The 17,347-nt window shown below is 64.8% G+C and carries 26 protein-coding genes; 23 read left to right on the top strand and 3 right to left on the bottom strand.

All coding sequences use genetic code 11. The features are described from left to right. The first annotated feature begins 74 nt into the window (after positions 1-74). From QYC26_RS05210 to QYC26_RS05165, 10 genes are all read left to right on the top strand, one after another. Positions 75-311 carry a hypothetical protein gene (locus QYC26_RS05210; RefSeq protein WP_317514340.1) on the top strand — a complete coding sequence of 79 codons (237 nt, stop codon included), beginning with the start codon at positions 75-77 and terminating at the stop codon, positions 309-311. Continuing rightward, a complete protein-coding gene (locus tag QYC26_RS05205) occupies positions 311-652 on the top strand; it encodes a hypothetical protein (RefSeq protein ID WP_317514339.1) in 342 nt (113 codons plus the stop codon). Before QYC26_RS05210 ends, QYC26_RS05205 begins: the two co-directional genes overlap by 1 nt. Beyond that, positions 652-1,440 carry a PD-(D/E)XK nuclease family protein gene (locus tag QYC26_RS05200; RefSeq protein WP_317514338.1) on the top strand — a complete coding sequence of 263 codons (789 nt, stop codon included), beginning with the start codon at positions 652-654 and terminating at the stop codon, positions 1,438-1,440. Before QYC26_RS05205 ends, QYC26_RS05200 begins: the two co-directional genes overlap by 1 nt. Positions 1,441-1,475: 35 nt before the next feature. Next, positions 1,476-2,117 (top strand): hypothetical protein, encoded by a 642-nt coding sequence (locus QYC26_RS05195; protein WP_317514337.1) that lies wholly within the window; start codon positions 1,476-1,478, stop codon positions 2,115-2,117. Between the two features lie 99 nt (positions 2,118-2,216). Then, positions 2,217-4,241 carry an AAA family ATPase gene (locus QYC26_RS05190; protein ID WP_317514336.1) on the top strand — a complete coding sequence of 675 codons (2,025 nt, stop codon included), beginning with the start codon at positions 2,217-2,219 and terminating at the stop codon, positions 4,239-4,241. A gap of 184 nt (positions 4,242-4,425) precedes the next feature. Then, on the top strand, positions 4,426-4,968 hold the full coding sequence (locus QYC26_RS05185) for a hypothetical protein (RefSeq protein WP_317514335.1): 543 nt from the start codon (positions 4,426-4,428) through the stop codon (positions 4,966-4,968). A 198-nt stretch (positions 4,969-5,166) separates the two neighbouring features. Then, a complete protein-coding gene (locus QYC26_RS05180; RefSeq protein WP_317514334.1) occupies positions 5,167-5,625 on the top strand; it encodes a hypothetical protein in 459 nt (152 codons plus the stop codon). After that, positions 5,622-5,876 (top strand): DUF6378 domain-containing protein, encoded by a 255-nt coding sequence (locus QYC26_RS05175; RefSeq protein WP_317514333.1) that lies wholly within the window; start codon positions 5,622-5,624, stop codon positions 5,874-5,876. The genes QYC26_RS05180 and QYC26_RS05175 overlap by 4 nt, the downstream gene beginning before the upstream one ends. Further along, the gene (locus QYC26_RS05170) at positions 5,876-6,064 is read left to right on the top strand and encodes a hypothetical protein (RefSeq protein WP_317514332.1); all 189 of its coding nucleotides are present in this window, start codon (positions 5,876-5,878) and stop codon (positions 6,062-6,064) included. Before QYC26_RS05175 ends, QYC26_RS05170 begins: the two co-directional genes overlap by 1 nt. Continuing rightward, the gene (locus QYC26_RS05165) at positions 6,048-6,620 is read left to right on the top strand and encodes a hypothetical protein (RefSeq protein ID WP_317514331.1); all 573 of its coding nucleotides are present in this window, start codon (positions 6,048-6,050) and stop codon (positions 6,618-6,620) included. The genes QYC26_RS05170 and QYC26_RS05165 overlap by 17 nt, the downstream gene beginning before the upstream one ends. 160 nt (positions 6,621-6,780) lie before the next feature. On the opposite strand, the gene QYC26_RS05160 is transcribed toward QYC26_RS05165, so the two are convergent. Beyond that, positions 6,781-6,969, bottom strand: a complete 189-nt coding sequence (locus QYC26_RS05160) for a hypothetical protein (protein ID WP_317514330.1) — start codon at positions 6,967-6,969, stop codon at positions 6,781-6,783. 21 nt (positions 6,970-6,990) lie between these two features. Here QYC26_RS05160 and QYC26_RS05155 point away from each other — a divergent pair, with 21 nt between their 5' ends. Then, positions 6,991-7,257 (top strand): HNH endonuclease signature motif containing protein, encoded by a 267-nt coding sequence (locus QYC26_RS05155; RefSeq protein WP_317514329.1) that lies wholly within the window; start codon positions 6,991-6,993, stop codon positions 7,255-7,257. Positions 7,258-7,386: 129 nt separating this feature from the next. Here QYC26_RS05155 and QYC26_RS05150 read toward each other — a convergent pair whose 3' ends face one another. Next, entirely contained in the window at positions 7,387-7,656 is a 270-nt protein-coding gene (locus QYC26_RS05150) for a hypothetical protein (protein WP_317514328.1), read from the bottom strand. A gap of 65 nt (positions 7,657-7,721) precedes the next feature. On the opposite strand from QYC26_RS05150, the gene QYC26_RS05145 reads away from it, so the two are divergent. Beyond that, on the top strand, positions 7,722-8,963 hold the full coding sequence (locus QYC26_RS05145) for a site-specific DNA-methyltransferase (RefSeq protein WP_317514327.1): 1,242 nt from the start codon (positions 7,722-7,724) through the stop codon (positions 8,961-8,963). Beyond that, positions 8,923-9,342, top strand: coding sequence for an excalibur calcium-binding domain-containing protein (locus QYC26_RS05140; RefSeq protein ID WP_317514326.1), 420 nt, complete (start codon positions 8,923-8,925; stop codon positions 9,340-9,342). Before QYC26_RS05145 ends, QYC26_RS05140 begins: the two co-directional genes overlap by 41 nt. A 20-nt stretch (positions 9,343-9,362) precedes the next feature. Here the strand turns inward: QYC26_RS05140 and QYC26_RS05135 are convergent, their stop codons facing one another. Next, on the bottom strand, positions 9,363-9,842 hold the full coding sequence (locus QYC26_RS05135) for a thermonuclease family protein (protein WP_317514325.1): 480 nt from the start codon (positions 9,840-9,842) through the stop codon (positions 9,363-9,365). A gap of 18 nt (positions 9,843-9,860) precedes the next feature. Here QYC26_RS05135 and QYC26_RS05130 point away from each other — a divergent pair, with 18 nt between their 5' ends. From QYC26_RS05130 to QYC26_RS05085, 10 genes are read left to right on the top strand one after another with little or no spacing between them, the layout of a single operon-like run. Next, positions 9,861-10,343 (top strand): phage terminase small subunit P27 family, encoded by a 483-nt coding sequence (locus QYC26_RS05130; protein WP_317514324.1) that lies wholly within the window; start codon positions 9,861-9,863, stop codon positions 10,341-10,343. A gap of 58 nt (positions 10,344-10,401) precedes the next feature. Continuing rightward, positions 10,402-12,126 carry a terminase large subunit gene (locus tag QYC26_RS05125; protein WP_317514323.1) on the top strand — a complete coding sequence of 575 codons (1,725 nt, stop codon included), beginning with the start codon at positions 10,402-10,404 and terminating at the stop codon, positions 12,124-12,126. Continuing rightward, positions 12,123-13,376: a phage portal protein gene (locus QYC26_RS05120; protein ID WP_317514322.1), complete on the top strand. Its 1,254-nt coding sequence runs from the start codon at positions 12,123-12,125 to the stop codon at positions 13,374-13,376. Before QYC26_RS05125 ends, QYC26_RS05120 begins: the two co-directional genes overlap by 4 nt. Continuing rightward, positions 13,373-13,999 carry an HK97 family phage prohead protease gene (locus QYC26_RS05115; protein ID WP_317514321.1) on the top strand — a complete coding sequence of 209 codons (627 nt, stop codon included), beginning with the start codon at positions 13,373-13,375 and terminating at the stop codon, positions 13,997-13,999. Before QYC26_RS05120 ends, QYC26_RS05115 begins: the two co-directional genes overlap by 4 nt. A gap of 26 nt (positions 14,000-14,025) precedes the next feature. Beyond that, a complete protein-coding gene (locus QYC26_RS05110) occupies positions 14,026-15,255 on the top strand; it encodes a phage major capsid protein (protein WP_317514320.1) in 1,230 nt (409 codons plus the stop codon). Positions 15,256-15,312: 57 nt separating this feature from the next. Continuing rightward, complete coding sequence (locus QYC26_RS05105; RefSeq protein ID WP_317514319.1) at positions 15,313-15,492, top strand: hypothetical protein; 180 nt, start codon at positions 15,313-15,315, stop codon at positions 15,490-15,492. Then, the gene (locus tag QYC26_RS05100; protein ID WP_317514318.1) at positions 15,489-16,025 is read left to right on the top strand and encodes a hypothetical protein; all 537 of its coding nucleotides are present in this window, start codon (positions 15,489-15,491) and stop codon (positions 16,023-16,025) included. The genes QYC26_RS05105 and QYC26_RS05100 overlap by 4 nt, the downstream gene beginning before the upstream one ends. After that, positions 16,016-16,363, top strand: coding sequence for a phage head closure protein (locus tag QYC26_RS05095; RefSeq protein WP_317514317.1), 348 nt, complete (start codon positions 16,016-16,018; stop codon positions 16,361-16,363). Before QYC26_RS05100 ends, QYC26_RS05095 begins: the two co-directional genes overlap by 10 nt. Next, on the top strand, positions 16,360-16,923 hold the full coding sequence (locus tag QYC26_RS05090; protein WP_317514316.1) for an HK97-gp10 family putative phage morphogenesis protein: 564 nt from the start codon (positions 16,360-16,362) through the stop codon (positions 16,921-16,923). Before QYC26_RS05095 ends, QYC26_RS05090 begins: the two co-directional genes overlap by 4 nt. Then, a complete protein-coding gene (locus QYC26_RS05085) occupies positions 16,920-17,324 on the top strand; it encodes a DUF3168 domain-containing protein (RefSeq protein ID WP_317514315.1) in 405 nt (134 codons plus the stop codon). Before QYC26_RS05090 ends, QYC26_RS05085 begins: the two co-directional genes overlap by 4 nt. Positions 17,325-17,347 lie beyond the last annotated feature (23 nt).

Below are 17,347 nucleotides of genomic sequence, written 5' to 3'. Positions count from 1 at the left end.
GATGCTTCCCGCAATCTTAATTGTGGGACGCAGCCCTACTTGTGAAGTTGGATTCATCCCGGAATAAAGGATGTATGACGCATCCCATCGTTCACGAGATCGATTCCTTCCTCAAGGCCCACAAGATGGCCGAGAGCTACTTCGGCCGCCGCGCCACCAACGACTGGAAGCTCGTGGCCCAGCTGCGCGCCGGTCGCCGGCTGTGGCCCGCCACCGAAGCCCGCATCCGGGCCTTCATGGAAAACTACCAGCCGGCCCCGCGCGGTCGCGCCTCCCATCGCTCCACCACCGAATCTTCAGGCAGGGTATAATGCAGAACATATCACGAACAAATGCGCGCCGACAGATCGGGCACGAACTGCTGTTCTGTGCCTGGCTGGCCGATGCCGCGGGCGGTGACCGCTACGAGTATCACCGCGGGTTCCTCGCCAAGGATCTCGATCGCGGTCCGAAGCGCCGCCTCGACGAGAAGCAGCGTGCCGCCCTTGAGCGCCTCGCGGCCCGTGCCCGCTGGGCGGCGGACAAGGGCTGTGTCCACCTGATCCAGGAACGGCTCGGTCCTGACACCTACAGTTATGTCGCGATCGCCCGGCCAAGGGCGCCTGGTGCGCGCAGCCCACTGGCCGGCATCGAACTGGCGGAGGTGGCGTGATGGCCAGCGCCTTTGAACGCCACGGGCTCGATCACCTCTCGGCCTCCTCGATCAACCTGTTCGTGGCGCAGCCCGCTATGTGGGCAATGCAGAAGCTGATGGGGCGCAGGTCCATGGTCGGCCCCGCCGCCCACCGCGGGACCGCCATCGAGGCCGGTGTCGAGATGGGACTGTTCGATCCCGCCGCACCGGTCGAGGCCTGCCAGGAGGCGGCTGTTGGCCGGTTCAACCAGCTGACGGCGTTTTCTGCCGATCCCGCGGTCGAGAAGGAGCGCGCCAACATCGCGCCGGCTGTCGCCATAGCGCTAGCTGAACTGCGGCAATATGGGATCCCGGAAGCCGCCGATGGCAACCGCCAACACCGCATCGAGGTCCAGCTGCCCGGCGTGCCGGTGCCGTTCATCGGCTGGCTCGACTTCTGGTTTCCCGAGCACGGGATCATCGTGGATCTCAAGACCCAGGCGCGCCTGTCCTCGAAGATCTCCGATCCCCATGCCCGCCAGGGCGCGATCTACCATGCTGCCCACGGCAATGCCGAGATCCGCTTCGCCTATGTCACGCCCCAGAAGATGGGCGTCTACCGGCTCGAGGATCCACGCACGCATCTCGATCGCGTCGTGAACATTGCGCAGTCGATCGAGCGGTTCCTGTCGCTGTCGGACGATGGCGCAGCGCTGACCCGGTCGCTCTCCCCCGACTTCGACAGCTTTTATTGGAACGACCCCGCTGCCCGAGCGGCGGCCGAAGAGATCTGGGGTCAATCCCTCGAGGCCGCGCCGCAGGCCTGACACGCGGCACCCCCAAGCAACAAGGAAACAGGACAATGGGTTTCATGAATGTCACCTCTGACGAGGTGTTCAAGGTCTACGTCGGCTTCAATGCCAAGGCCGGCCGCTGGTACACCAAGAAGGACGGCAAGGACGAGCCGATGTTCGAGGTCACCGACATGACGGCGGTGTTCGACATGACCAGTCTCAAGACCGGCTGGTTCAAGTTCACCACGAATGTGGCGCCGGAAAAGGTCATCGATCCGTCGTTCACCGAAACCGCGCCCAACCCCGGCCAGGACTTCAAGCGCGGCTTCCAGCTCGACCTCTACTCCGAGAAGAACCTGCTGGGTCTGCGCGAGTTCACCTCGACTGCCAGCATCGTGATCAAGTCGATGAACGCGCTCTACGATGCCTGGGTGGCGGCGCCCGAGAGCGCCACCGGCCAGCTTCCCGTGGTGCGCTGTGTCGGTGTCACGCCGATCGGCAACAAGCACGGCACCAACTACCAGCCGCAGTTCGAGATCATCGGCTGGACTGACCGGCCTGAAGCGCTCGGCGGTGGTGCGGCTGCTGCGCCGGTGACGGCGGCACCGGTTCCAGCACCGGCTCCCGCAGCGCCAGCCGCCCACATGCCGCCCCCGGTGGCGCCCGCGCCGGCCTCGGCACCCGCGCCGGCCGGCGCGCCGCTGTTCTGATCGGTCGGATGCCGGGCTGCTGCGGTGGCCCGGCATCCACCGCTTATCCCAGACTTATCCTACATCTTATCCACACCAAGGAAAGCGAGCCCGGCCGCCATGGCGCGTCGCATTGAAACCGGCAGCATCGATATCGAGGCCATCAAGGACCAGTACCCGCTGGCCGAAGAGGTGCGCCGGCATCTGGTGCTGAAGCGCCGGGGCCAGACACTGGTGGGGCTGTGCCCGTTCCACATGGAGCGCACGCCATCGTTCACCGTCTACCCGCAGGACCAGCGGTATCACTGCTACGGCTGCGGCGCGAACGGCGACATTTTCGATTTTCTGCAGCACCAGGAAGGGCTCGACATCCGCGCGGCGGCCGAGCGCCTGACGGGCGGGACATTCCCGGTCAGGTCGGAGACCCGCGTCGCTGAACTCCAGGCTCGTCAGGCCCGCTTCGAGGCCGAGCAGGTGGAGCGGCGCAAGGCCGCCGCTGAACAGATGCGGCTGCGCTGGGAGGCGGCCGACCCCCACTATTGCTCCCACCCATATCTCACCGCCAAGGGCATCCGGCCGGCCGGCACGCGGCTCGACCGCGACCATGTCCTGGTGCCGCTCTCCGACACCGATGGCACGCTGCGATCGCTGCAGTCGATCGATCCTACCGGGCACAAGCTGTTCGAGGCCGACCTTCCGGTTGCTGGCGCGATGTTCGTCATCGGGCGGCCGATCGCCGAGACCCGTGCCCCTGTGCTGGTCTGCGAGGGCTTCGCCACCGGCGCGTCGCTGCATGAAGCGACGGGGCGCACCGTCGTCGTGGCGTTCAATTCCGGCAACCTGGTCAAGGTCGCTGAGCGCCTCGCTGCTGCCCATCCCGGCGCGTCCTGGATCGTGGCGGGCGACGATGACCGGGGAAAGCCGAAGAACGTCGGCCGCGAAGCCGCGATGGACGCCGCGCGCGTCCTGCATTGTCCGGCAGTATTCCCCACGTTCCCGGTTGCCAGCCTGGGCACCGATTTCAACGACATGGCCGCGATCTCTGGCCTAGAGGCGGTCCGGGCCATCTTCGAGATCGACGCTGCTGCCGATCCTGAAGTTTTCGAGACCCTCAGCCTGGACGAGATCGTCAACATGCCGCCGCCGCAATGGCGGATCGATGGCCTGATCCCGGAGCATGGGCTGGCGCTGCTCTATGGCAAGCCCGGCGAGCACAAGACCTTCCTCGCCCTCGATATGGTGCTGCGGACAGCCTACGGCCTCGACTGGCATGGACGGGCCGTCCGTCAGACAGGCGTTCTCTACATCGCCGGCGAAGGCCGGTTCGGTATCGGCCAGCGCATCAAGGGCTGGCGCAAGAAGCATGGTCTCGAGGGCGTTGATGCGCCGTTCAAGCTGCTGCCAGTCGCCGTGCACATGCTCGATCCCGCCAGTGTCGAGAAGCTGAAGCGCACGATCGACCAGATGCGCGCCGAGGTCGACTTCGAGATCGGCATGGTCGTGATCGACACCGTATCGCGATCCATCCCCGGGCAGGACGAGAACAGCCAGGAAGCGATGTCGCTGTTCATCGATGCCTGCACGCAGATCCAGAACCACTGCGGCGGCACCGTCGTCGGCATCCACCACTCGGGCAAGGATGTGGATCGCGGCATGCGCGGTTCAACAGTGCTGCTCGGCGGCTGCGACACCGCCATCCGGGTGGCCAAGGACGAGGACCACACGGTCTTGTCGGTCGAGAAGCAGAAGGACGGCGAGGAAATCGACGACGTCCATTTCACGATGGAGGTTGTCGACCTGACCACCGGCCTTGGCCCCGAACAGAGCACGCTGGTGCCGGTGGTGGGGCCAGCTGCGATCCCCATCCAGCAGAAGGGCCTCAGCTGGCATCAGATCCACGAGATCTTCAAGTCGGTCGATGAGCAGTGGCACGCTGGCACACCTTGGTCCGCGTTCCCCCAGGCCAAGCGTCGTGGCCGCTACGTCATCGACATGATTACCGACACCTACGGGGTGTCTGCCCGCGAAGCCCTGTCCTGCATCAGCCAGTGGCAGCAGCGCGGATACATGGCCACCGAAGGCGGAAAAACCATGAACCGGGCCTCGGGTCTAAGGGTCCTCAAGTACCTGGAGAGCGGCCGATGAGGGCTTTGCGGAAGGCTGCGGAAGCAAGGTTTTTCGTCTGCGGAAGCACCTGCGGAAGGTTGCGGAAGCACGTGCGGAAGCATGCGGAAGGCTGCACTTATGTTCCCCCATACCCCCTAGGGCTTCCGCAGCCGCTTTTCGCGTCGCGTCAGCCTCAAATTTTCAGCAAAGAAAGGAGGGGCGCATGAAAGGCGCGCCACCGACCCGGCATGGTCAGATCAGCGACATGCAGGTCATCATCAACTGCGTCGACCAGCGCGGTCGTGAACTGGACCAGCAATGGGGCATTGGTCGCCTGCCCATGCTGGTGCCCATCGAGTGGGCTGAACGGTTCCACGCCCAGCACAAGCTGTTCAACGCTGCGGTGTGGGAGTTCAACCTCAAACTCGTTCGCCAGCACGGTGAAGCGATGCTGCGGGCCTACGATAAGCTCGACCAGCTAGCGCGCGAAGCCAAGGGCGAACCGCTGCCGGTCGACCAGTGGGAGTTCGAGACGGAGCAAGGCCTCGTCATCCTGGTGCGGGACCTGCGCGATACCGGCCGGGCCCAGCGTCATGGCCGCGAAGCCCAGGTCTGGGCGCTCGACGAGATCGCCAACGTCATCCGCTGCCACCCGATCCTCGCTGCCGCCAAGGATGCGTTCCCCGGGGCGCAGGTGATCAGTGTCCGGCCCAACAAAACAACCCTCCAGGAGCTCGACGATGAGCTCTCGGACATCCCGTTCTGATGGAGGCGCCGGTGTCCTGAAACCCATCCCCCCAAGACCGGACGACGGTGGTCCGTACCGCCAAGCACAAAAACCGCCGCCGTCCGCACCACGACCAATCCCCATTGGAGAATCATCATGGATATCCTGACTCTGCCTGCGCCAGTGCGCAGCGCAACCCCGCCGGTCCCTGTGCGGCCCACAATCATGCGGGGAGCGATGTTGGCCCTGGACCTTGGCACCAGCACTGGCTGGGCGCTGCGGACAGGCGACGACTTCATCTCGAGCGGCACCGTGTCGTTCAAGCACACCCGCTTTGACGGCGGCGGGATGCGGTTCCTGCGCTTCCGCCGCTGGCTCGAACAGCTCGACATCGATGCTGGGCCGATCGAGGCGATCTACTTCGAGGAAGTGCGCCGTCATGTCGGCACCGATGCCGCGCATGTCTATGGCGGCCTGCTGGGTGTGCTGACCGCCTGGTGCGAGGAACACCTGGTCGCCTACCAGGGCGTGCCCGTCGGCACGATCAAGCGGTTCATCACCGGCAAGGGCAATGCCGACAAGGCGACGGTCATCGATGCTGTCCGCAAGGTTGGGTTCTCCCCGTTCGATGACAACGAGGCCGATGCCATCGCCATCCTGTGCTGGGCCATCGCGACCCGTGGAGGTGTGCGATGACCAGCTGGTCCATTCTCGGCCACACCGCCAAGGTGCTGGAAGAACGCCGCGACGATTACGGCGATCCCACCGACCAGTTCAAAGCCATTGCGGCGCGCTGGTCGATCACCCTCGATATGCCGGTGAGCCCGGCCCAGGTCGCGCTGTGCATGATCGACCTCAAGCTCACCCGGCTCACCTACGACCCCCGCCATGCCGACAGCGTCATCGATGTCATCGGTTATGCCGCGCTGCTGCGGGAGATCGGCTGATGAGCATGATCTCGACAATCTACGGCCATGCCGGGCAGCGCGATGGTGAGCAGCTGCGCCGCGACGGATGGCGCAGTGGCATCTTCGCGGTGTCGGTCAGTGACCAGCGGCTCACTACCCTTGAGCGCGAGGCGATCCGGGCGATCGGCGAACGGCTCTACGGAGGCGCCCATGGCACGCGGCCGTAAACGGAAGGCGGGGCGACGGTTGGCCTGTGGCAAACGCCCACGCGAGGAAAGCCAGCGTGATGTCATGGCCACGGTGCTGGAGGCCCGGCAGCGACATTACGGTGTCACACCGGCCCAGGCGAAGGATGATCGTCTGGGAACCGCACTGGGCCGGTTGGCATTTGCCGGGCTCATCGATGCCGCCCAGTATGCTGCCGGTCAGATCTACGGCGAGGTCATGGCCCGTAACCGCGCGGTCATGGGCTTGCCCATGGACCAGCCGCGATCGGTCACGGCCCTTCTGATCAACGAGGGGATCTTCGGTGGCAGTGCGCCGGATCATGATCCGGAGTTGATCCGAAAGGTTCGCAGGCAGGCTGCAGCTGCAATCCTGATGCTGCGCACGGCGGACAGTGACGCACCCGGTGCTGTCGGGCGCAAGCCCAGCGTCCTGGTCCATGCCGTAGTGCGCCACGATGCCGAGGCCTTGCGGTGGTCGCCAGCCGATCTGCGCAACCTCTGCCATGGTCTGGATGCATTGTGCCGGCTGTACCGGGTCCGGAAGGACAGTTCGTGATCAGATTCACTTGCCTGCCGAATGAACTAACAAACTGAATCTATTGAAGTATTTTTCGATTTACTGTTGACGGGACTTTGCATCTGGCATAGTGTTCCGAAATTCGAGAATTCAGAACTGCGCCCGGAGCCCACCAGCTTCCGGGCGTTTCTCGTTGGGATCACTGGTTCAGGAGTTTGTCGAGTAATTCGTCCACTTGTCTGATCAGCACTTGTTTCTGCTGCATTAGGCCGCCTTGCGCTGCCCACCCGTTCACCAGAGCCGACCGGGCTTCTTCATCTGCGATCTTGTTAATCCTGACACTCAGCGCTCCGATTTGCGCCATGACCTTCTCGAAGTCGTCGGACATTGCCATCTCCCACGGTGTTGAATGGAAAATAGACTGCGAGGTCGCCGGGCTGTTGTCCAGCGATTGCGCCGATTAGCGGCAGAGCCTCTTTGCCGGGATTGCGCATCCGCCGGGATTGTCCGCGAGGCGAGCGTACCTGACCACATTGTGCCGTTAGCCCGTGGCGGATCGGACGAGGACAGCAATATCCGCTGCCTTTGCGCCGAGTGCCACCAGGCCCGCACGGCCGAGCAGTTCGGGTTGCGCAGAACGGTCGGGACTGGCCCGGATGGCTGGCCGATCAGCTGATCCACCCGGGGGGGGAGGTCGAAACTCTGGGGGTTCGGGAGGGGAAACCGCGCCTGGCCCAAACTTTTCACGCCCGCGAGTTAACGACCGGGGGTGAAGACCAACCTCTTTGATCGACACCCCAGGATTTCACCGATTTAGAAGATCGTCGATTTTCTCCGACGCCTCGATTGGCAGTGAGGCCCAGCCCTCAGCGATTTCGGCATCTTCGGCTTTGCCTGCCGCACGAAAGTTTTCAGCCAGTTCCAGAAGATACTCATTCAAAAAACCAAGTTCAGCCATCAGAACGTCAACTGGCTTCGGGCCACCATGCGCCATTAGATAATTCTCTTCCCTTGAAGTTGTTACGGCGAACTGAAGCTTCGTGCTGCAGCTCAGCAGCCCGCTTTTAGCTTTCACCCGTCAATTCGATCAAGCGCCGCGAGCCACAAGCTGGCGCGGCTTACTCCCTTTTGAGGAAGCCCATGTCGCAGGAATGGCCGGCCCAGAGCAGCGAGTTCTGGCCGATAGAGAAAATCACGCCCTACGCGCGCAATTCCCGCACGCACTCCGATGAGCAGGTCGCACAGATCGCGGCCTCGATCCAGGAATGGGGCTGGACCAACCCCGTGCTGGTCGACGAAGACGGCGGCCTGATCGCCGGTCACGGCCGGCTGCTGGCGGCGCGCAAGCTGGGCCTGACGCAGATCCCGACAATGGTCGCCAAGGGCTGGAGCGAGGCCCAGAAGAAGGCCTACGTCATCGCGGACAACAAGCTGGCGCTGAACGCCGGCTGGGACCTTGAGCTGCTCGCGGTCGAACTCGGCGACCTGCAGGGCTTCGATTTCGACCTGATGTTGACCGGCTTTTCGGACGATGAGCTCTCGAAGCTGCTGGCCGAGAAGACCGAGGGCCTGACCGATCCGGATGAGATTCCCAACCCTCCGGAAATTCCGGTGAGTTCCCCCGGTGATGTCTGGCTGCTTGGCAAGCACCGGCTGGTCTGCGGCGACAGCACTGATGCCGACACCGTCGCCAAAGTGCTGAACGGCATTGCGCCCCACCTGATGGTGACTGATCCGCCCTACGGCGTGGAATATGATCCGGCATGGCGGGAGCAAGCAGGCGTTGCTGCCAGCGGCTCGGCCAAGGGCAAGGTGCTGAACGACGACAAGGCCGACTGGCGCGAAGCCTGGGCCCTGTTTCCTGGCGACGTTGCCTATGTCTGGCACGCCGGTCTGTTCGCCGGCGTGGTCGGCGACAGCCTTGCTGCCAGCGGCTTCCAGCTTCGCTCCCAGATCATCTGGGACAAGGGCCAGCTGGTCCTCTCGCGCGGCGACTACCATTGGGAGCATGAGCCCTGCTGGTATGCCGTGAAGAAGGGCGCCAAGGGCCACTGGTCCGGCGACCGCAAGCAGACGACCGTCTGGCATATCGCCAAACCCAAGAAGAACGAGACGGGTCATGGGACCCAGAAGCCGGTCGAGTGCATGAAGCGCCCGATTGAGAACAATTCCAGCCCGGGCCAGGCGGTCTACGAGCCGTTCTCAGGCTCGGGCACCACGATCATTGCCGGCGAAATGACTGGTCGTTCGGTCCACGCGATCGAGCTCAACCCGGCCTATGTCGACGTGACCATCAAGCGCTGGCAGGATTTCACCGGCCAGGCCGCGACCCTCGAGGGTGATGGCCGGACTTTCGATGAAATCGGTGAGCAGCAAAGGTAAAGCGGATAAGAAACCGCTAATTTTTCACTGCTACGCCATGTTCATGCAGCGTCACCACTACAATTCCCGACGTCGGCCAAACGGACCGCGTCGATACCAAAGGCGAAAGCCTTCGAAAGGGAGTTTTGGCGCGCAGGTTCTTGGCCTCAGCCTTTTTGCTGGCGTAGCCGCTTGGCAGGGCGCTCCCATGGTGGAAAGCCTATGGTCTAACCTCAGCAAAACACCTGAGGAAATCGCCGCCATAGAGCAATCAGCCTATTACGCCGGCTGTGACGATGCACGCGCGGCCGGTGTCGCGCCAATCTATAGGGGGCAGCCGGGATATCGGGAAGGTATGGATGGCGATGGCGATGGCATCGCCTGCGAACCTTATCGATAAACCAGATTCGTCTGCGCGTATCAGCAGCGATGATTGCGCCAATACCGATCCCACCGCAGGGCCCAGCCGCCCCTGACCATCGCACAGGACAGGTCGCCGGACCGCGGTGACACGCACCAGGCCGCCGTCCGGGCGCCACCGGCATTGCCCTCGGAACGGCAGGTCATGGCGGGACCTTCGACCAGGATGTGCCCCTCCCGGGAAACACCGACGGGGCGCCCGACCAGGTTGACCAACGCATCGCGGGCCTGCTCTGCGGGCACGTCGGGGCATGGTTGCCCGGGCCGGCAGCTGCCGTCCATCTCGCGCGCAGCGATGCCGGACAGGCGGATGCGCGGACCCTCTGCGCACCAGATTGGCCCATCGCCGTCCCACACCCGGGTCGGCGTGCAGGTGAAGGTTTCTCCGGAGGGCGCGACGGCCGCAGCAGCAAACAGCAGAAAACTGAAAATCGTCGTGACCCTGGTGTTGGTGGTGGGAGCAGGCTGGTCACAAGACATAGTTGAAGGACCGCCCCAGTGAAACCCGGCACCAAGCCCAAACCGACCCATCTCAAGCTGATCGAGGGCAACCGCGGCAAGCGGCCACTCAATCGGAAAGAGGCAAAGACAATCCCGGCACTGCCGGCCCCGCCGCCCCACCTGACTGCCGACGCGCTCGAGGAGTGGAACCGCGTGGCGCATTGGCTGCACCGGATCGGCCTCTTGTCCGAGGTCGATCGCGCGGCCCTCGCTGCCTACGCCCAGGCCTATGGCCGCTGGGTCCAGGCCGAGCGCGCAATCGCGAAGATGGCCGAGAAGGACCAGCTGACCGGCGGTCTCATGATTAAGACCTCCAACGGCAACGCCATCCAGAACCCGCTGGTTGGTACCGCCAACAAGGCCGCTGCGGACATGATGCGTTACGCTGCAGAATTCGGGATGACGCCCAGTGCCAGAAGCAGGATCTCAGCCGAGGCGACGTCGGAAGGCGCCGACCCCGCCGACCGCTTCTTCAGCTGACCGGACGACCGACTACGCCCGCGCGGTTGTTGCCGGGGAGATCATTGCCGGGCCGCACGTGCGCAATGCCTGTCGCAGACACCTCGACGACCTCAAGCGCTCCGACGGGATCCGGTTCGATCTCGAGGCTGCAAACCACGCCTTCGGGTTCTTCGAGGAGGTACTCAAACTCTCGGAGGGCCAGTTCGAGGGTCAGCCGTTCCGGCTGGAGCCGAGCCAGGCCTTCATCATCGGCAGCCTGTTCGGCTGGAAACGCGCTGATGGCCGCAGGCGCTTCCGCCGGGCCTACATCGAACAGGGCAAGGGTAACGGCAAATCACCGGTCGCGGGCGGCATCGGTCTGTTCGGAATGACGGCGGCCGGTGAAGCCGGCGCCCAGATTTATGCGGCGGCCGCCAAGCGCGAGCAGGCTGGCATTCTCTTCGCCGACGCGGTGAAGATGGTCCGCCAGTCGCCGGCATTGGCGCGGCGGCTGGAGTTTTCCGGCGGTCCGGGCCGCGAATTCAACATCGCGCATCACGCGTCGGGCTCGTTCTTCCGCCCGGTTTCGCGGGACACCGGCAAGACGGGCTCGGGACCACGACCCTATTTCGTGCTGGCCGACGAGATCCATGAGCTGCCAGATCGCTCGATCATCGAGATGCTGGAACGCGGCTTCAAGTTCCGGCGCGAACCGCTGCTGTTCATGATCACCAACTCGGGCTCCGATCGCAATTCGGTGGCTTGGGAAGAGCATGAGCACGCCGTGAAGGTCGCGGCCGGCAACATCGATGCGCTGACCGACCCGACCTATCTCGGCGAAATCATCGACGACACCACCTTCAGTTACGTCTGCGCGCTCGACGAAGGCGACGACCCGCTCACTGACCCCGGCTGCTGGATCAAGGCGAACCCGCTACTGGGCGTGACCATTACGGAGGAATATCTCGCCGAGGTGGTGGCGCAGGCCCGGTCGATTCCCGGCCAGCTGAACGGCATCCTGCGGCTGCATTTCTGCGTCTGGACCGACGCCGAGACCGCCTGGATGACCCGGGCAACGCTCGAGCCGCTGCTGGCCGATTTCGAACCGAAGCCCGGCGCCAAGGTCTGGCTCGGGCTCGATCTCAGCCAGAACCGCGACATTACCGCGCTCGCGGCCGTGCAGCGGACTGGCGAGAAGGACGGCAAGCCCTGTTTCGATGCGTGGATCGAGGCCTGGACACCGGGAGATACGCTGCAGGCGCGCACCCTGCGCGACAAGCAGCCCTACGACGTCTGGGTACGCCAAGGATTCCTGCAGGCGCCGCAGGGTGAAAACATCAATTTCCGGCACGTTGCCCAGGCGCTGGCCGAATACGATCGGGACTACGACGTCCAGATGGTCGCCTACGACCGCTACGCTTTCCGGCGGCTGGAAGAGGACATTGCAGAACTCGGCCTCGACATGGAGTTCGTCGAGCATCCGCAGGGCGGCACCAAGCGCGGCAAGCCGACCGATGCCATGAAACTGGCCGCCAAATCGCAGGACCGCGAGCCCCAGGGCCTGTGGATGCCGGGATCGGTCCGCCAGCTTGAAGAGATGATGCTCGAGGGCCGGATCCGGCTGAAGCGCAACCCGGTGCTGGTCTCGGCGATCATGTCGGCGGTCATCGAGACCGACCGCTGGGACAATTACTGGCTCTCCAAGCAGAGGGCCCTGAACAAGATCGACGCAGCCGTCGCGCTGTGCATGGCGGTAGGAGCGGCAATGTCCAGTGACACCGGCGGCACGATCGACGACTGGCTGAAGAGCCTCGCCGCGTGAACCTGCTGCAAAAGGCGGTCAGCTACCTGGCCCGCTCGATCGGCCTCACCGACCCGTTCCTCTACCGGGAGATGGGCGCGCGGCCGAGCGCCAGCGGCGAAATCGTCAGCACTACCTCTGTCTTGGGGCTGGCTGCCGCCTGGGCCTGCGTCAATCTGCTGGCCGGCACGATCGCCTCGCTGCCGCTGGTTGTTTATCGTACCCGGAACGGCGCACGGACCGTAGCGGACGACCATCCGCTGTACCGGATCCTGCATGACAGCCCGAATGCCGACCAGACCGCGCTCGATTTCTGGGAGTTCATCTGCGCCAGCGTCGAGCTGCACGGCAATGCCTATGCCGAGGTGATCCGGGCCGGCAACGGCCGGGTGATTGCGCTCGGGGTGCCGATCAACCCGGAGCTGATGGCCGTGCGCCGCCGCGATGACGGTGCGCTGGAGTATGAATGGGTCGACCAGGGCGTTCGCCATGTCGTCGGCCAGGACCGGGTGCTGCATATTCGTGGCTTTGGCGGCAATCCGCTCGGCGGTCTTTCGACGCTCAGCGCCGGGCGGCAGTCGTTCGGGCTGGCCCAGGCGATCGAGCGGGCCTCGGGCGATACCTTCCGCAACGGGGTTCGGCCTTCGGGCCTACTGAAGACCGACGATACGCTGACGATCGACCAGCGCCGGCTTGCCGAGGAACTGCTGCAGGAGAAATTTGCCGGCGCGATCAACGCCGGACGGCCGATGCTGCTCGATCGCGGGATGGACTGGGTCCAGCTCTCGATCAGCCCGGAAGATGCCCAGATGCTGCAGAGCCGGGCCTTCTCGGTCGAGGAGGTCTGCCGGTTCTTCGGCGTGCCGCCATTCATGGTTGGGCACACCGAGAAAACCACCAGCTGGGGCACCGGTCTCGAGCAGCAGACGCTGGGATTCCAGAAGTTCACGCTGCGCCGCCGCCTGAAACGCATCGAGCAGGCGCTGGAAAAGCAGCTCCTGTCGGTTGCCGACCGGCTGGCCGGCATCACCATCGAGTTCAACCTGGAAGGCCTGCTGCGCGGCGATAGCGCGGCCCGGGCCTCCTTCTACCAGCAGATGCTGACCAACGGCGTCATGACCATCAACGAGGTCCGATCCCTCGAGAACTTGCCGCCGGTCGAAGGCGGCGATGTGCCCCGCATGCAGATGCAGAACGTCCCCATCACGCTGGCTGGTCTTGGGGCTGGCCTGCCGGCACCCGATGCCCCGACTTCCGGAGTCCCCCAGTGAACGAACTCGACTTCACCCTCGACGCCAAGGCGCTCGATGATGACGGCCATATCGAGGGCTTGGCTGCCGGCTACGGCAATCTCGACCATGGCGGCGACGTCATCCTGCCCGGTGCGATTTCCCGGTCGATTGCCGGCCGCAAGTCGGTGCCGATGCTGATGTACCATGACCAGAAGCGCCCGGCCGGCGTCTGGACCGACTTCCAGGAGACGGCCGACGGCCTGCTCGTGAAGGGTCGGTTCTCGATGTCGACCGCCACGGGGCGCGAGGCCCATGGCCTGGTCAAGGACGGCGCGATCGGCGGCCTTTCGATCGGCTACCGCGCCATCCGCGACCGCATGGTCGGCAAGGCCCGTCACCTCGTCGAGGTGGCGCTCCACGAGGTCAGCCTCGTCACCATTCCAATGAACGAGAAGGCGCTGATCACCAGTGTCAAATCGCTGATCGCGGCCGGCCAGCTGCCGAGCCTTTCCCAGTTTGAGGATTTCCTGCGCGAGGCAGGGTTCTCGAAAAGCCAGGCCACCGCGATCGCGGGCAAGGGCCTGGCCCCGCTGCTCCGGGGTGAGCCCGGCAGTGATCCCGCTGATTTCATCGCAGCACTCGCCGCGCAGGTTCGCGGCTGAACACCCTTTCCATCACGGAGCATCCCATGACTGAACCCAAGACCGCCGAGCAGCTTGCCGGCGAAGTGAAAGCCGCGTTCGACGCCAAGGTCGACCAGGTCAAAGCCATTGCTGACGAGGCGCTGGGCAAGGCCGCCAAGGGCGAGGACTTGTCCGCTGCCACCAAGCAGCTGGCGGACGAAGCCCTGGTCGGCATGAACGAGGCCAAGGCCCGGCTCGACGAGCTGGAACAGAAGCTGGCCCGCCGGGGACCGGAAGACCAGGCCCGCCACCAGTCGGTAGGCGAACAGGTCATGGCGTCGGAAGAGATCAAGTCCTTCCTCGAGTCCAAGGTCTCGCGCGGTCGCGCCAGTGTCGAGGTGAAAGCGATCATTTCCTCGCTGACGACCGATGCCGCGGGCTCGGCCGGCGACCTCATCGTGCCTGACCGACTGCCCGGCATCATCGTGCCCGGCCAGCGCCGCCTGACCGTCCGCGACCTGCTGACCCCGGGCCGCACGGCGAGCACCTCAGTGCAGTACGTCAAGGAGACGGGCTTCACCAACGCGGCGGCAACCGTCGCGGAAACGACCGGTGCGCTGAAACCGCAGTCGGACATCAAGTTCGACATCGCGACGACCAGCGTCACCACCATCGCCCACTGGGTGCTGGCAACCCGCCAGATCCTCGACGACGTGCCGATGCTCCAGTCCTATATCGACGGCCGCCTGCGCTACGGGCTGGCGCTGGTCGAGGAGAACCAGCTGCTGAATGGCGGCGGCACGGGGACGGACCTGCACGGCATCTATACCCAGGCCAGCGCCTTTGCCGCGCCGATCACCATCCCGGCCACCGTCACCAAGATCGATGTGCTGCGCCTCGCCATGCTGCAGGCGGCGCTCGCCGAGCTGCCGACCACGGGCGCAGTCATGCACCCGACCGACTGGGCCAGCATCGAGCTCCTCAAGGAGACGAGCGGCGCCTACCTGATCGGCAACCCGCAGGGCACGCTGTCGCCGACGCTCTGGGGCATCCCCATCGTCACCACCCAGGCGATCGCGCAGGACAAGTTCCTGACCGGAGCCTTCCGACTGGGCGCGCAGATCTTCGACCGCTGGGACGCGCGGGTCGAGATCTCGACCGAGGATGACCAGAACTTCCGCAAGAACCTGGTCACGATCCTGGCCGAAGAACGCCTCGGCCTTGCCGTCTATCGCCCGGAGGCCTTCATCAAGGGCGACTTCTCCGACGCGGTGACTGCGGCAACCGCCGTCTGATCCTGATCCGGGGCCGGCTGACCGGTCGGCCCTGGCACTTTCACGGAGAACTCCCCCATGCTGATGAAAGCCCTCGACACGCTGCATGTCAGCGCGGTCGGCCCGGACAATATCCGTGCCGGCCAGACTTTCGAGATCGCCGACGCCGATGGCGAAATCCTACGCCAGCGCGGCCTTGCCGAGCCGGTCGAGGCCCAGCCTGAAGCAGCCAAGCCCGCCCGGACCCGCGCGAAGTGATCACGGTCGTCACCGCCCCGACCACGCGTGCGGTGACGCTGGAAGAAGCGCGCCAGCAGCTGCGTCTCGACGCTCACGACGAGGACATGCTGCTGGCCGTCCACCTCGATGCTGCCCAGGCCGAACTCGAACGGCTCGCCGATCTGCGGCTCTGCGAGCAGAACCTCGCCATGGTACTGGAGGCGTGGGCCGATGAAATCACCGTGCCGGTCCGGCCGGTGACCATTGCCGCCATCACTTACACTGCAACCGGCGGTTTGACGGTCACTTTGCCCGAGGCTGCTTATGTTGCCCGGCCACGTCATGGATTCGTGCGCATTCGGCCAGTTGCCGGCACATCATGGCCCACGCTGGCACCTGACGGCCAGATCACCATCACCCTGTCTGCCGGTTTTGCCGAGGGGCACCCGGACCTGGCGATCGCTCGCGCCGCTATTCTCGTAAAGACCGCCTCCCTGTTCGAGAACCGCGAAGGCGGGACCTGTCTCGCCTTTGATACCCTCGTGAACCAGTTGGCCGCCCGATGGGTCTAGCCTCCCGGCTCGACACCCGGATCCGGATCGAGCGCAAGGTCGTCACCCCTGATCCCCTCTACGGCACGGAAACCGTCACCTGGGTGGAATTCGCCACGGTCTGGGCCGAGGTGCAGGACGTCCTGCCGAGCCTGGCCGAACGCCTGGCCGACAGCATTGTCATCGCCAACCGGCCTGCGCGGATCCGGATGCGCCATCTCGCCGGGGTCGCCCCGGAAATGCGGGTGATCATCGGGACCCGCGTCCTGCAGATCGTGTCGGGACCGGCCGAACTCGGCCGCCGCGAAGGCATCGAACTCATTGTCGAGCAGCACAGCAGCGAAGGAGTCACGCCATGACGATCCGGCTCAAGGGCGGCCCTGAACTGCTGCGCCTGCTCGACGAACTGCCCAAGAACCTCGAGCGCAACGTCATCCGCGGCGGACTGCGTGCCGGGGCCAAGGTCATCCAGCAGCAGGCCAAGGCCAATGTCCCGGTCCGCACTGGTCAGCTCAAGAAGGCGATCGGCATTGGCACGCGCACCGCCGGCAGCCGGCTCAGTTCCTACGTCAAGCTGCGCGGGTCCGGCTCCTATCTCGGTCTGTTCATTGAATACGGCGTTGCGCCGCACCTGATCTCGGTCGCTGAGGCCGACAAGCCGGTGCGCAATACCCGCCGCGGCGCGCGCAAGGTCAGCATCGGCACGATCAACAAGATGGTGAAGCGCGGCAGCCTGAAGATCGGCGTGAACTTCGTCGGTCCAGTCATCATGCATCCGGGCCATGCGGCCAAGCCGTTCCTGCGTCCGGCGCTGGACCAGAAGGCCGAGGAAGCCGTCAACGCCATGGGCGCTTACATCGCGCACCGAGTCCAGATCGGGAACCTCAAGGCGCCCAGCCTCGAGGTCGATGACGAATGAACGGGGTCATTGTGGTCCGTTCGCTCCTGGTGGCTGACACCGGCGTGACGGCCCTCGTCCCTGCGGTGCGGATTGTCGCTGGAATGCTGCCGCAGGGCACCCCGATCCCGGCGATCTCGCTCATGTCGGTCAGCAGCACCGACCGCAATATCGCCGCCCCGGGTCCGAACCGCAGGGTGAGCGAGCGGGTGCAGGTCACGGTGCTCGCCGCCAGCTATTCGGCCGCCAAGGCCATTATCCGCGCGGTCCGGGCGGCAGCAGCCGACCAGATGCCCGCAATCGACGGGCTCACCGACGTCACCGTTCACACCGACTCCGCCGGACCAGACTTCCTCGACGAGGAGACCGGCATCCACATGCAGACGCAGGATTTCCGCGTCTCATTCAACGAGGCGCGCTGAGGCCTCACCTTCAATAAGGAACC

It is taken from the genome of Sphingomonas sp. C3-2, from assembly GCF_033025475.1.
Lineage (GTDB): Bacteria > Pseudomonadota > Alphaproteobacteria > Sphingomonadales > Sphingomonadaceae > Sphingobium_A.
Note: the sequence above shows the minus strand (reverse complement) of the source record. Positions and strands in the feature narration are given on the sequence as shown.

Coding starts and splice junctions, on each gene's coding strand:
- QYC26_RS05210 (WP_317514340.1), top strand. CDS start 75: ATGACGCATCCCATCGTTCACGAGATCGATTCCTTCCTCAAGGCCCAC.
- QYC26_RS05205 (WP_317514339.1), top strand. CDS start 311: ATGCAGAACATATCACGAACAAATGCGCGCCGACAGATCGGGCACGAA.
- QYC26_RS05200 (WP_317514338.1), top strand. CDS start 652: ATGGCCAGCGCCTTTGAACGCCACGGGCTCGATCACCTCTCGGCCTCC.
- QYC26_RS05195 (WP_317514337.1), top strand. CDS start 1,476: ATGGGTTTCATGAATGTCACCTCTGACGAGGTGTTCAAGGTCTACGTC.
- QYC26_RS05190 (WP_317514336.1), top strand. CDS start 2,217: ATGGCGCGTCGCATTGAAACCGGCAGCATCGATATCGAGGCCATCAAG.
- QYC26_RS05185 (WP_317514335.1), top strand. CDS start 4,426: ATGAAAGGCGCGCCACCGACCCGGCATGGTCAGATCAGCGACATGCAG.
- QYC26_RS05180 (WP_317514334.1), top strand. CDS start 5,167: ATGTTGGCCCTGGACCTTGGCACCAGCACTGGCTGGGCGCTGCGGACA.
- QYC26_RS05175 (WP_317514333.1), top strand. CDS start 5,622: ATGACCAGCTGGTCCATTCTCGGCCACACCGCCAAGGTGCTGGAAGAA.
- QYC26_RS05170 (WP_317514332.1), top strand. CDS start 5,876: ATGAGCATGATCTCGACAATCTACGGCCATGCCGGGCAGCGCGATGGT.
- QYC26_RS05165 (WP_317514331.1), top strand. CDS start 6,048: ATGGCACGCGGCCGTAAACGGAAGGCGGGGCGACGGTTGGCCTGTGGC.
- QYC26_RS05160 (WP_317514330.1), bottom strand. CDS start 6,969: ATGTCCGACGACTTCGAGAAGGTCATGGCGCAAATCGGAGCGCTGAGT.
- QYC26_RS05155 (WP_317514329.1), top strand. CDS start 6,991: ATGGAAAATAGACTGCGAGGTCGCCGGGCTGTTGTCCAGCGATTGCGC.
- QYC26_RS05145 (WP_317514327.1), top strand. CDS start 7,722: ATGTCGCAGGAATGGCCGGCCCAGAGCAGCGAGTTCTGGCCGATAGAG.
- QYC26_RS05140 (WP_317514326.1), top strand. CDS start 8,923: ATGGCCGGACTTTCGATGAAATCGGTGAGCAGCAAAGGTAAAGCGGAT.
- QYC26_RS05135 (WP_317514325.1), bottom strand. CDS start 9,842: ATGTCTTGTGACCAGCCTGCTCCCACCACCAACACCAGGGTCACGACG.
- QYC26_RS05110 (WP_317514320.1), top strand. CDS start 14,026: ATGACTGAACCCAAGACCGCCGAGCAGCTTGCCGGCGAAGTGAAAGCC.
- QYC26_RS05105 (WP_317514319.1), top strand. CDS start 15,313: ATGCTGATGAAAGCCCTCGACACGCTGCATGTCAGCGCGGTCGGCCCG.
- QYC26_RS05095 (WP_317514317.1), top strand. CDS start 16,016: ATGGGTCTAGCCTCCCGGCTCGACACCCGGATCCGGATCGAGCGCAAG.
- QYC26_RS05090 (WP_317514316.1), top strand. CDS start 16,360: ATGACGATCCGGCTCAAGGGCGGCCCTGAACTGCTGCGCCTGCTCGAC.
- QYC26_RS05085 (WP_317514315.1), top strand. CDS start 16,920: ATGAACGGGGTCATTGTGGTCCGTTCGCTCCTGGTGGCTGACACCGGC.